Genomic DNA, 12,526 nt, shown 5'->3' on the forward strand with positions numbered 1-12,526 from the left:
GAAGCAGCGCACTCCGGGGTCGGTGAAAGTCCGAACCGGCGGTTATAGTCCGCGACCCGGTCGCTTCCAGCGGCCGGTTGACCAGGTGAAATTCCTGGACCGACGGTTAAAGTCCGGATGGGAGGCAGTGCGCGGCGGGCGGGCATTCGTGCGCGCTGCCGTTTGTTTCGGCGTGTCCTTCGGGACGTGTCGCCCCATGCGGCTCGCTCCCGGTGTCGCAGTCCGCTCATTCTGTCGTCATCGACAGGCCCCGGAGTCCGTGCCCTATGAGGCAGGAGGACCCGGGAAGTGTTCACCGGAATCGTCGAAGAGCTGGGTGAGGTCACCGCCGTCGAAATTCTCGACGACGCCTCCCGTTTCCGTCTGCGTGGCCCCGTCGTCACGCAGGGCGCACAGCACGGCGACTCCATCGCCGTGAACGGCGTCTGTCTCACGGTCGTCGAACACGAAGGCGACGAATTCACCGCCGATGTCATGGCCGAAACCCTGGACCGCTCCAGCCTCGGCGCCCTGACCGTCGGCTCCCGCGTCAACCTGGAACGCCCGATGGCCGTGGGCGAGCGCCTCGGCGGCCACATCGTCCAGGGCCACGTCGACGGCACAGGCGCGGTCATCGAGCGCAAGCCGTCCGAGAACTGGGAGATCGTGAAGATCTCCCTCCCCGCGGACCTCTCCCGCTACGTGGTCGAGAAGGGCTCCATCACCGTCGACGGCATCAGCCTGACGGTGGTCGACGCGGGCCCGGACTTCTTCACCGTCAGCCTCATCCCCACCACCCTCGACCTGACCACGCTCGGCCACAAGCAGGCCGGCGACCCGGTCAACCTCGAGGTGGACGTCATCGCCAAGTACGTCGAGCGACTGCTCGGCGCCCGTGGCGAGCAGCCGGTCGCGCTGCCCGACACTCAGGGGAGCGGTCGGTGAACTGGCTGAACTCCGAGGCGTTCACGCTCTTCGGACAGCACATCAAGTGGTCGGACATGATCGGCAACATCATCGGTCTGATCGGCCTCGCACTCGGCTGGCTGCGCTCCATATGGAGCTGGCCCGTACAACTCCTGTCCGGTGTCGTCCTCTTCGCGGCCTTCGCCAGCGGCCATCTCTCCGGCAGCGCCGGCAAGCAGGTCGTGGTCATCGTCGTCGCCGTGTGGGGCTGGTGGCAGTGGAACCGCGGCAAGGCGGAGGGCCAGGGCGGCCACATCTCCGTACGGTTCGCCACCTGGCGCGAGCGCGCCTACATGGTGGGCGCCGCCGCCGTCGGCACTGTCGCGGTCAGCGCTCTGTTCCACGCGTACCCGACCCTGTCCTGGGACCCCTGGCCGGACGCGTACATCTTCGTCGGCACGATCGTCGCCATGTACGCGCAGGCCCGCGGCATGGTCGAGTTCTGGTTCGCCTGGCTGCTGGTCGACGTGGTGGGCGTTCCGCTCAACTTCGCCAACGGCTACGCCTTCTCCGGTTTCGTCTACGTCGTCTACGGCGCGCTCGTCCTGTGGGGCATGCGCGACTGGTGGCTGCGCTCCCGCAAGGCCGGGCAGCCCGTTCTGGAAGGAGCCCCCGCATGACCACGGCACCCGTCTGGTACAGCACCGGCCACGATGAAGATGCTTCGGACTTCGCGCTCGACCCGGTCGAGCAGGCCATCGCCGACATCGCGGCGGGCCGACCGATCGTGGTCGTCGACGACGAGGACCGGGAGAACGAGGGCGACCTCGTCATCGCCGCCGAGAAGGCGACCCCCGAGATCATCGCCTTCATGATGAGCGAGTGCCGCGGGCTGATCTGCGCACCCATGGAGGGCGATGAACTCGACCGCCTCCAGCTCCCCCAAATGGTCGAGAACAACACCGAGTCGATGAAGACGGCGTTCACCGTCTCGGTGGACGCCTCCGCCGCCCACGGCGTGTCCACCGGCATCTCCGCGGCCGACCGTGCCACCACACTGCGGCTGCTGGCCGGCGGCGAGGCCGAGGCGGGCGACTTCGTGCGCCCCGGCCACATCTTCCCGCTGCGCGCCAAGCCCGGCGGTGTCCTCGTCCGCAACGGCCACACCGAGGCCGCCGTCGACCTCGCCCGGCTCGCGGGCCTGCGCCCGGCCGGCGCGATCGTCGAGATCGCCGGGGAGGACGGACGCATGCTCCGTCTGCCCGAGCTCATCCCGTTCGCCCGCAAGCACGGCCTGACGATCATCTCCATCGAGGACCTGATCGCCTACCGCCGCTCCCCCGAGCTCTCGACTTCGCTCGTGCACGGGGCGCCCCCGGCGGAGCCCACGGTCCGTCGCGAGGCGAAGACCCAACTTCCCACCGCCTTCGGCGAGTTCACGGCGTACGGCTACCGCTCCACCGTCGACGGCGTCGAGCACGTCGCCCTGGTGCACGGCGAGATCGGCGACGGCGAGGACGTCCTCGTCCGTGTCCACTCCGAGTGCCTGACCGGCGACATCTTCCACTCGCTGCGCTGCGACTGCGGCCCCCAGCTCCAGACCTCCATGGAGCGCATCCAGGCCGAGGGCCGGGGCGTCGTGGTCTACCTGCGTGGGCACGAGGGGCGCGGCATCGGCCTGCTGTCCAAGCTGCGCGCCTACGAGCTCCAGGAGCGCGGCCGCGACACCCTCGACGCCAACCTGGAACTCGGCCTGCCCGCCGACGCCCGGGACTACGGCGCGAGCGCGCAGATCCTGGAGGACCTCGGCGTCCACAGCCTGCGCCTGCTGACCAACAACCCCGACAAGACCGACGCACTGGTCCGGCACGGCCTCAAGGTCACGCGCCGGGAGCCGATGCCCGTACAGGCGGGCGAGCACAACCTCCGTTACCTGCGCACCAAGCGGGACCGGATGGGCCACGACCTGCCCTGGCTCGACACGGCTGCCGTGTCCGCCTGCGGCAACCAGTAACAAGAAAGAACTGAGGAGAGACGTGAGCGGCAAGGGTGCACCTGAACTGTCCGTACGCAACTGCGGCGACCTGCGGGTCGCGGTCATCGCGGCACAGTGGCACGAAAAGGTGATGGACGGCCTCGTCAACGGCGCGCTGCGCGCCCTGCACGAGCTCGGGATCGACGAGCCGACCCTGCTCAGGGTCCCCGGCAGCTTCGAGCTGCCGGTCGTCGCCAAGGTCCTCGCGGGCCGCGGCTACGACGCGATCGTCGCGCTCGGCGTCGTCATCCGCGGCGGCACCCCGCACTTCGAGTACGTGTGCCAGGGCGTCACCCAGGGACTCACCCAGGTCTCCATCGACACCGGTGTCCCCATCGGCTTCGGCGTACTGACCTGCGACACCGAGGAGCAGGCTCTCGACCGTGCGGGCATCGAGGGTTCCAACGAGGACAAGGGACACGAGGCGGTGACGGCCGCCGTGGCGACCGCGGCCACACTGCGCTCAGTATCCGAACCCTGGCACTGAGGCAGGGGCGGTAGCGCGTAGGGTGGGCAGCATCATGTCCAAGAAGACGTTCGAGGAGCTCTTCACCGAGCTCCAGCACAAGGCCGCCACCGGCGATCCCACCACTTCACGCACCGCGGAACTGGTCGGCAAGGGCGTCCATGCCATCGGCAAGAAGGTCGTCGAAGAGGCCGCCGAGGTCTGGATGGCCGCCGAGTACGAGGGCAAGGACGCCGCCGCCGAGGAGATCTCGCAGCTCCTCTACCACGTTCAGGTGATGATGGTGGCGCGCGGGATCTCCCTCGACGACGTGTACGCCCACCTCTGAGCCGCAAACCCCGCAATCCCGTACGTATCGTACGCACGAACGAAGGAAGCCGACCTCATGCTGCGCATCGCCGTCCCCAACAAGGGTTCCCTGTCAGGCCCTGCGGCGGAGATGCTGCATGAGGCCGGCTACCAGCAGCGCCGGGAGTCCAAGGAACTGCGCATCGTCGACCCGGGCAACGAGGTCGAGTTCTTCTACCTCCGCCCCCGCGACATCGCGATCTACGTCTCCTCCGGCCGCCTCGACATCGGCATCACCGGCCGTGACCTGCTCATCGACTCGGGCGCCAACGCGGAGGAGATCCTCCCGCTCGGCTTCGCCCGCTCGACGTTCCGCTTCGCCGCCAAGCCCGGCACCGCCAAGGCCATCGAGGACCTCGGCGGCACGACGGTCGCCACCTCCTACGAGGGCATCGTGGCCAAGCACCTCGCCGACAGCGGCATCGACGCCTCCGTCGTCCACCTCGACGGCGCCGTCGAGACCGCGATCGAACTCGGTGTCGCCGAGGTCATCGCGGACGTCGTCGAGACCGGCACCTCGCTGCGCAACGCGGGCCTCGAGGTCTTCGGCGACCCGATCATGAAGTCCGAGGCCGTCGTCATCCGCCGGGTCGGGGCCGACACCTCCGAGGACGCCGAGTCCAAGGTGCAGCAGTTCCTGCGCCGACTTCAGGGCGTCCTGGTCGCACGGACGTACGTGATGATGGACTACGACTGCCGCGCCGAGCACCTGGAGAAGGCCGTCGCGCTCACGCCGGGCCTGGAGTCGCCGACCATCTCCCCGCTGCACAACGAGGGCTGGGTCGCCGTCCGTGCCATGGTGCCCGCCAAGGAGGCCCAGCAGATCATGGACGACCTGTACGCGCTCGGCGCGCGGGCCATCCTGACCACGGCCATCCACGCCTGCCGCCTCTGAGGACCCCGACCGAAGCCATGCCCGACCTTCCCACGCTCCCCGTCACGTTCCGGCCGTCCCTCACCCGGGCCGTGCTGCTCACCGCGGGCGTCGCGATCTTCGTCGTCATAGCGACGGTCGCGCTGCTCCTCGAACAGCTCAGCCCGGGGGAGAAGCTCAGCTTCATCTTCATCGGCGCGCTGCTCTTCGGTGTCCTGCTGATGCTCTCGCGGCCCAAGGTCGTCGCCGACGAGACCGGCGTCACCGTGGTGAACATCACCAGCAGGCGACACCTGGAGTGGGCGGAGATCCTCCAGGTCAACCTGCGCCCTGGCGACCCCTGGGTGTTCCTGAACCTCAGCGACGGCACCAGCCTGCCCGTGCTCGGCATCCAACCGGGCATCGCCAAACAGCGCGCGATCCAGGACGCCCGCGCCCTGCGCGCGCTCGCTGAGGCCCGCTCCATCGGCGACCCGGAGCAACATCACGGCTGACTCTCGGCCTTCCACCCTGCCGTACGGGCCCATGTCTTGATTAATCTGTTGGCGGAGGCGTTTTCGTTGCGCCTCCGCCGCTGATGTTCCACCTGGTGACTCAGCGGCCCCCTGCTACCCGAGGAGTGACTCCCTCCAGCGATGGACGGATCGTCCTGTAGTACCTGCGCCGCCCCCTCCCGACATATCGAGGCGGCGGCATCATGACCATCCCCCTGCTGCTCCTTGGGGCGGCGTTCCTGCTGATCCTCGCCAACGGCTTCTTCGTGGCGGCCGAGTTCGGCCTCGTCACGGTCGAGCGGCCCGACGCCGAGAAGGCGGCGGCCGAAGGCGACCGACGGGCCGGTACGGTCGTCGAATCGCTCAAGGAGCTGTCCTTCCAGCTCTCCGGCACCCAGCTCGGCATCACCATCACCTCGCTCGTCGTCGGCATGCTCGCCGAACCCGCGCTCGCCGAACTGCTGCACGGACCCTTCACCGCGATCGGAGTGCCCGAGGGCGCCGTGTCCGGTGTCGCCGTCGTGGTCGGCATGCTGCTCGCCGCGGCCGTGCAGATGGTGATCGGCGAACTCGTGCCCAAGAACTGGGCGGTCTCCAAGCCGCTTCAGGTCGCCCGCTTCGTCGCGGGTCCGCAGCACGTCTTCTCCCGCCTCTTCCGGCCGGTGATCGCCGCGCTCAACACGGTCGCCAACCGGCTCGTACGGGCCCTGGGTGTCGAACCCGCCGAGGAGCTGGCCTCCGCCCGCACCCCCGGCGAGCTCGTCTCCCTGGCCCGGCACTCGGCCCAGGCCGGCGCCCTGGAGCAGGACACCGCGGATCTCTTCGTACGGACCATCTCGCTCGCCGACCTGACCGCGCAGCACGTCATGACCCCGCGGGTACGGGTCAGCGCGCTCCAGTCCTCCGCCACGGCCGAGGACGTCGTCAATCTCACCCGCGCCACCGGCCTCTCCCGCTTCCCCGTCTACCGGGAGCGGATCGACGAGATCGTCGGCATGGCGCACCTCAAGGACGCCCTGGCGATCCCCGCCCAGGACCGGCTGCGCACCCCCGTCGGCCGGATCGCCCAGGCCCCGCTGCTGGTCCCGGAGACGCTGCCCGTGCAGCCCCTGCTCGAGCAGCTGCGCAACCAGCAGCCGATCGCCGTCGTCGTCGACGAGTACGGCGGTACGGCGGGCGTGGTCACCCTGGAGGACATCGTCGAGGAACTCGTCGGCGAGGTCCGCGACGAGCACGACGCCAAGGACCTGCCGGAGCTCGCCGCCGTGCCGCCCGAGGACGGGCGGCCCGCCTGGGACGCCGACGGCAGCTGCCGGGTCGACATCCTGCAGCGCATAGGTCTCGACGTGCCCGAGGGCCCGTACGAGACCGTCGCGGGCCTCGTCGCCGATCTGCTCGGCCGGATCCCGGCCCCCGGCGACAAGGCCGAACTGCCCGGCTGGCGTCTCTCGGTACGCCAGGTCGGGCACTACCGGGCCGAACGGGTCCGGCTGGTCAGGACCGCCGACGCGGTAGCCGCGCCGGAGGCCGTCCGATGAGCGTGCTCCAACTCCTGTTCGCCGTGTTGCTGGTGCTCGCCAACGGGTTCTTCGTCGGCGCCGAGTTCGCGCTCGTCTCCGTACGGCGCAGTCAGATCGAACCGCTCGGGTCCGCGCGGGCCCGCCAGGTCCTGTACGGCCTGGAGCGGCTGCCGCAGATGATGGCGGCGGCCCAGTTCGGCATCACCGTCTGCTCGTTGACGCTCGGCGCGGTGGCCGAACCGACGGTCGCGCACCTGCTGGAGCCGGTCTTCGAGGCGGTACACCTCCCCGAAGGGGTGATCCACCCCCTCGGATACGTCATCGCGCTCGCCCTCGTCGTCTTCTTCCACCTCGTCATCGGCGAGATGGTCCCGAAGAACCTGGCGATGGCCGCGCCCGAGAAGACGGCCCTGTGGCTGAGCCCCGGCCTGGTGGCCTTCGCGCGCCTGTGCCGTCCCGTCACCGTCGCCCTGGGCGCCTGCGCCCGCCTCATCCTGAAACTCTTCCGGGTCGAACCCAAGGACGAGGTCGAGGCGGTCTTCACGAGCGAGCAGCTCAACCGGCTCGTCGAGGACTCCGGTCAGGCGGGCCTGCTGGATCCCAAGGAGCAGGAACGCCTCGAGGACGCCCTGGAACTGGGCTCCCGCCCGGTCACCGACGTCCTCCTGGACCACGGCTCCCTGGTCACCGTCGGCCCCTCCGTCACCCCCGGCCAGGTCGTCGCGCTCACCGCCCGTACCGGGTACTCCCGGTTCCCGGTCGTCGCGGAGAACGGCGCCTTCATGGGCTATCTGCATGTGAAGGACGTCCTCGACCTGGAGGAGTCCCAACGGGCGGTTCCCCAGCACCTGTGGCGACACATGACCACCCTGAGCTCCGAACTCCCGCTGGACGACGCCCTGACCGTGATGCGCCGCGCCGCGACGCACCTCGCGCAGGTCGCGGACGCGTCGGGGAAGGTCCTGGGCCTTGTCGCGCTGGAGGACGTCCTGGAGCTCCTGGTGGGCGAGGTACGCGACCCGGCCCATCGGGATGCGGACGCCGACGCTGCCGCTGTGGTCACGCCGCTCACGGAACCCCGCCTCAGCGAGGCCCCGGAGGAGGCCCTGGCAACCTGACGCCCCCGCGTGGGGGGCCGCTCACACAGCTCCCCACGCCCCGGACCGGGGCTGCGCCCCGATGCCCCCTACGCCTGGTTGTTCGGCTGCCGGGTGGCGGGGGTTGCTCGCGCAGTTCCCCGCGCCCCTGGGCCGGGGCTGCGCCCCGATCGGCTGCCCGCTCCCGGTTGTTCGGCCGCGGGGCGGTGGGGGCCGGTCGCGCAGCTCCCCACGCCCCTGAGAGCCTCGGCGCATCCGGCGTTCGAGGCCGAGGGGCGTTGGTCACATCGCCGAAGGGTCCTGGGGGCCCCGGCCCGACAGCACCTCCCCGTACGCCTGCATGAGGTCCGGCAGCCGGAGTGTCGACAGATCGTCGCGGGAGGGCGTGTTCGGGTAACCGGAGAGACGCAGGTCCCGGTACGCGCAGCTCTTCTCGTACAGGGTGCGCAGGAACCGGCCGTTGCCGAGTTCGTCGATCCAGCCCTGATCGACCACGTGCCCGGCGATGGAGCGGAGTTCGTCGAGCGCCTCCTCGTCCCAGATGTCACCGTTCTCGGCGGCGAGCACCTCACCGATGGAGGTCAGTTCCAGGGGGCGGTAGGAGGGGAAGTCGACCCGGGTGGTGAAGCGGGAGGAGAGGCCGGGATTGGCGGCCAGGAGGCGGTCCATGCCCTCCGGGTAGCCGGCGAGGATGACCACGAGGTGGTCGCGGTTGTCCTCGGCCCGCTTCAGCAGCACCTGCAGCGCCTCGTCCCCGTACGCGTCCCCCTTGCCGTAGCCCGAGTTCGAGAGCGCGTACGCCTCGTCCACGAAGAGGACTCCACCGATCGCCGAGTCGATCAGCTCGTTGGCCTTGACGGCGGTCTGGCCCAGGTACTCGCCCACGAGGTCCGCCCGCTGCGCCTCCACGAGGTGGTCACCGCCGAGCAGACCGAGCGCGTAGAAGACCCGTCCGAGAATGCGAGCCACCGTGGTCTTGCCGGTGCCCGAGGGGCCGGAGAAGACGAAATGGCGCTTCGGGGGCTGGACGGGCAGGCCCTGCCCGGCCCGCAGCCGCGCCATGTTCAGCTGCGCCGACAACGCCTTGACCTGGCGCTTCACCGGCTCCAGCCCGACCATGCGCTCCAGTTCGGCGAGCGCTTCGTCAAGTAAGGCGGGGTCGGTCGGCCCGGCCGGCAACGGCTGCACCGGCACCACGGCCTTCTCGCGCACCACGTCGGTCTCCGGCGGCAACGCGCCCGGCGGAAGAGGATCGGGCTCCGAGAGCTTCAGGTCGCGGCCCTCGACGCCGAAGAGGGGATCGATCCCGTCGGGGCCGTCCATGACGTCCTGCCCGACCCCGGCAAGGGTGATCGCCGCGAGGTCGGCGGCGGCATCGTCGTACCCGTCGCCCTCGGAGATCGCGGCCAACCGGGCCGAGGTGTCCATGAAGGCCGGGTCGACGCGGTGCACCGCCCGGTACAGGGGCAGCGCGGCGGCCGACCGCCCGGTGCCCTCGTGGGCCCGCGCGAGCCAGTACCGCAGCTCCTTGCGCTGGGGCTGTTCGCTGCGGCAGCGCATCAGCGCGGAGGACAGGAGCGGCTCCGCCTGGCCGAACATCTCCAGGCGGACCCGGGCCATGCCGCCGAAGAGGCCGGCCTCTATGCCCAGCATGGGGTCGTCGATCAGCGGATCCGTGTGCCGGACCAGCTGCTCCCAGTCCTTGACCAGATAGGCCCGGCAGGCGTGCAGAAACCGCACCTGATGATCGGCGTCGACCGGCGGCAGCCCGGCGAGAGCACGGTCCAGCTCGGGCACATGGCGGCCGTCCAGCCAGTGCGAGGCGTGCGCGAGCAGCAGATCGCGCGGGCTCTCCAGCACCGGCTGCACCCACCAGCCCAGCCAGTACCAGGAGTTGAGCGTGCGCCGGTGGCGCGAGCGCTGCTCACCGAAGCGGTCCCGGTGCCGGAACATCCGTAGCAGCGCGGTCGTCGTGTCCACCCGCAGCGCGTGCAGCCCGAGCCAGCCGTCCGCCATGCCCGGGTCCATCCGGACCGCGGTGCGGAACTCCTCCTCCGCCTGCGGATAGGCGCCCATGGTGTAGGCGTCCACACCTCGCATCCAGGCGAGGTCGGCCGGGGCCTCCGGGCCCTGCATGCCGAAGTCCATCACGTCCCCCACAAACCGTGCCCCCGATGGTTCTCCGAACGGGCCGGTGCCCGTCGGCAGCTTTGGTCGAACCCCTGTGCCGCGGACGGGAGTTGCACCGGTGCGCAGAGCAGCCGTCCGAAGGTCGCACCGAGAGGCATCGTACCTGCGGTTCATGGGCGTGCCGAAGGGTGCCGCACGCCTCGTTCCACGAGGTGGGAGCAGATGGGGCGCACTTGACTCGGTGACCGAGGGTGAGCGAATCGCGGCGCGGAGCGCCCGAAAAGAGAGGGTGTGGGCAGAACGAAGCCCCCGATCACGGGGGAACAACCGGGGGCTTCGCGACTGCGGGCGGCTTCGAAAGACCGCACATTCAGAACGTAAGTCCTGTACGGCCCCCCGGTCAAGCCGAGTTGAGGCACTGAGGGAACTTCCCTCGCAGGGCTCTTCACAAGTTCAGCACATTGCGGATGATCCGTCACCGTGAGTGAGGGGCTGGTCCGGTCCAGCGGTCTCAGTGGGTCCCGAAAACACCTCGTATCCCTCAGAACACTGCCGCACCAGAAGATCGGCAAAGGGTTTTGAGGGATCCTCGACGAAGTGCTGACGCTCGGCGGCGACCCACCCGGCCCAGAACGCGCTCTGCGCCTCGCCGTCCCGTCGCCGCCCTCGTGTCCAGGCCTCGTCGCGCGCCAGTTCCATCCACAGCAGCCGCGCGAGATACGGGCGCAGCGCCCGGCGCCCGGCGCCGACCCCCTCCAGCAGGATCACGGGCGCGGGCGGCAGTTCGCGGACCGGACCGAAGGCGCGGGCGCTCCAGTCGTACGGGAGGTAGCGCGCCGTCTCGCCCCGGCTCAGCGGCTCGACCACCTGGCCCAGCAGCCGCCGGGTCCAGCCGAACAGCTCCTCGTGCGTCGCGATGTCGTCGAGATGCAGCACGGGCGCGTCGCCCAGTGCCGCGGCCAGCCGTCCGGCGAAGGTGGTCTTCCCGGAGCCGGCGTGCCCGTCGACACCGATCAGGCGGACGGGTCCGCAGGAGGGCGGCAGGGCGCGCAGGCGCGCGGCGAGGTCGCGGATGACGGTTCCCGAGGTGCGGTGAGGCGCGGGCGCATCCGCCCGGCGGGCACACGCACCCCTGTACGGGGAACACTCTAGCGGCGGCCGGCGCGCCCCCGCCGGAACCGAGGCGTCGCAGGTCATGCCAGTGGTTCCGACCAATATTGGTGGGCGCGGCACAGGTCGAAGTGCTGGCAGGAGCCGCCTTCCACCGTCCATAGTGGGGAGCCGCCGCTTCCGGACGAACTGGGGGTTCCCCACCCATGACCAGAGCTTCAGAGCCGTCCCGCAGAGCCCTCCTGGCCGTGGCGGTCGCCGCGGCGGCGGCCGCCACCGCGGGCAGCGCGGCCGCGGCCACCCGGGCCGGGGCCGCGCACACGCACGCGGGTCCGGGCCTCGTGGACAACCGGGCCTGGACCTCGTACGCCGACTGGCGGACCGGCACCGCGAAGGGCACGCGGGCCCTCGCGGCCGCCCGTCCCGGCCTGGTGATCGAGACCCCGGCCGGCACCGCGGACTACACCGACCCGCACACCGGGAAGACCGTGACCTGGGAGTACGCGACCTGGACCTCCCCGGTCCACCGGCTCACCGTCCCCGCCACCGAGGCCATCGCCTCCTGGAACGCGCACACCCCGGCGGCCACCTGGCTCCAGGTCGAGCTCACGGGCACGTACTCCGACGGCACCGCCACTCCCTGGTACGTGATGGGCCGCTGGGCGGCCGGCGACCAGGACATCAAGCGGACCTCCGTGGACGATCAGAAGGACGGCAAGAGCAGTATCTGGACGGACACCTTCGCGATCGACGACGCGGCCTCGGGCCTGCGCCTCGTCTCGTACCGGCTCCGTCTGACCCTGTACCGCACCCCGAAGTCCGGGCTGACGCCCACCGTGTGGCGGCTCGGCGCGATGGGCTCCGACATCCCCGACCGCTTCACCGTCCCGGCCTCCACCCCCGGGCTCGTGAAGGAGTTGACGGTTCCGCGCTACTCCCAGGAGATCCACGCGGGCCAGTACCCCGAGTACGACAACGGCGGCGAGGCCTGGTGCAGCCCCACCTCCTCGCAGATGATCATCGAGCACTGGGGACGCAGGCCCACAGCCGAGCAACTCGCCTGGGTCGACCCGACTTTCGCCGACCCGCAGGTCTGCCACGCGGCCCGCTTCACCTACGACTACCAGTACGGCGGCTGCGGCAACTGGCCCTTCAACGCGGCGTACGCGGCGACGTACAAGGACCTCCAGGGGGTGGTCACCCGCCTCCGCTCGCTCACCGACCTGGAGAAGCTGATCGCCGCCGGTATCCCGGCCATAACGTCCCAGTCGTTCCTGAAGTCCGAGCTGACGGGGGCGGGGTACGGGACCTCGGGCCACCTCATGACCGTCATCGGATTCACCGCGGGCGGCGATGTGATCGCCAACGACCCCGCCTCGCCGGGCGACGACGCCGTGCGCCGGGTCTACAAGCGGTCCGAGTGGGAGAACATCTGGCTCCGTACCAAGAGGTACAACGCCTCCGGGAACGTCGTCTCCGGTACGGGCGGGGTCTGCTACCTGTACTTCCCGGCGAATCCGTCGGCGGGGCAGCGCGAGGCGCTCAAGGCGGTCGGAGTCCGTTGAGC

Annotated in this window: 12 protein-coding genes and 1 riboswitch; of the genes, 10 read left to right on the forward strand and 2 right to left on the reverse strand. The window is 70.3% G+C overall.

Going from position 1 to position 12,526, the window contains the following annotated elements:
- Positions 1-4 precede the first annotated feature (4 nt).
- Positions 5-135, forward strand: a riboswitch (FMN riboswitch).
- A gap of 153 nt (positions 136-288) precedes the next feature.
- The 9 genes from AQJ27_RS12060 (at position 289) to AQJ27_RS12100 (ending at position 7,740) form a co-directional block, all read left to right on the forward strand.
- Complete coding sequence (locus AQJ27_RS12060) at positions 289-924, forward strand: riboflavin synthase (protein ID WP_067366138.1); 636 nt, start codon at positions 289-291, stop codon at positions 922-924.
- On the forward strand, positions 921-1,565 hold the full coding sequence (locus AQJ27_RS12065; protein ID WP_067366142.1) for a nicotinamide mononucleotide transporter family protein: 645 nt from the start codon (positions 921-923) through the stop codon (positions 1,563-1,565). The genes AQJ27_RS12060 and AQJ27_RS12065 overlap by 4 nt, the downstream gene beginning before the upstream one ends.
- A complete protein-coding gene (locus AQJ27_RS12070) occupies positions 1,562-2,899 on the forward strand; it encodes a bifunctional 3,4-dihydroxy-2-butanone-4-phosphate synthase/GTP cyclohydrolase II (protein ID WP_067366145.1) in 1,338 nt (445 codons plus the stop codon). Before AQJ27_RS12065 ends, AQJ27_RS12070 begins: the two co-directional genes overlap by 4 nt.
- Positions 2,900-2,921: 22 nt before the next feature.
- Positions 2,922-3,407, forward strand: coding sequence for a 6,7-dimethyl-8-ribityllumazine synthase (gene ribH / locus AQJ27_RS12075; protein WP_067366149.1), 486 nt, complete (start codon positions 2,922-2,924; stop codon positions 3,405-3,407).
- A 34-nt stretch (positions 3,408-3,441) separates the two neighbouring features.
- The gene (locus tag AQJ27_RS12080) at positions 3,442-3,714 is read left to right on the forward strand and encodes a phosphoribosyl-ATP diphosphatase (RefSeq protein WP_054236279.1); all 273 of its coding nucleotides are present in this window, start codon (positions 3,442-3,444) and stop codon (positions 3,712-3,714) included.
- Positions 3,715-3,771: 57 nt separating this feature from the next.
- Positions 3,772-4,629 (forward strand): ATP phosphoribosyltransferase, encoded by an 858-nt coding sequence (gene hisG / locus AQJ27_RS12085; protein WP_067366152.1) that lies wholly within the window; start codon positions 3,772-3,774, stop codon positions 4,627-4,629.
- A gap of 17 nt (positions 4,630-4,646) precedes the next feature.
- Positions 4,647-5,102, forward strand: a complete 456-nt coding sequence (locus AQJ27_RS12090; protein ID WP_067366155.1) for a PH domain-containing protein — start codon at positions 4,647-4,649, stop codon at positions 5,100-5,102.
- Between the two features lie 203 nt (positions 5,103-5,305).
- Positions 5,306-6,640: a hemolysin family protein gene (locus AQJ27_RS12095; protein WP_067366159.1), complete on the forward strand. Its 1,335-nt coding sequence runs from the start codon at positions 5,306-5,308 to the stop codon at positions 6,638-6,640.
- Positions 6,637-7,740: a hemolysin family protein gene (locus AQJ27_RS12100; protein ID WP_067366162.1), complete on the forward strand. Its 1,104-nt coding sequence runs from the start codon at positions 6,637-6,639 to the stop codon at positions 7,738-7,740. Before AQJ27_RS12095 ends, AQJ27_RS12100 begins: the two co-directional genes overlap by 4 nt.
- Positions 7,741-8,001: 261 nt before the next feature.
- On the opposite strand, the gene AQJ27_RS12105 is transcribed toward AQJ27_RS12100, so the two are convergent.
- Complete coding sequence (locus AQJ27_RS12105; protein ID WP_060902403.1) at positions 8,002-9,867, reverse strand: AAA family ATPase; 1,866 nt, start codon at positions 9,865-9,867, stop codon at positions 8,002-8,004.
- 435 nt (positions 9,868-10,302) lie between these two features.
- Entirely contained in the window at positions 10,303-11,046 is a 744-nt protein-coding gene (locus AQJ27_RS12110) for a uridine kinase family protein (protein ID WP_235613733.1), read from the reverse strand.
- A gap of 119 nt (positions 11,047-11,165) precedes the next feature.
- Between AQJ27_RS12110 and AQJ27_RS12115 the strand changes: the two genes are divergently transcribed.
- Entirely contained in the window at positions 11,166-12,524 is a 1,359-nt protein-coding gene (locus AQJ27_RS12115) for a peptidase C39 family protein (protein ID WP_067366165.1), read from the forward strand.
- The last annotated feature ends 2 nt before the right edge of the window (positions 12,525-12,526 follow it).

The sequence above is a fragment of the Streptomyces olivochromogenes genome, from assembly GCF_001514115.1.
GTDB lineage: Bacteria > Actinomycetota > Actinomycetes > Streptomycetales > Streptomycetaceae > Streptomyces > Streptomyces olivochromogenes.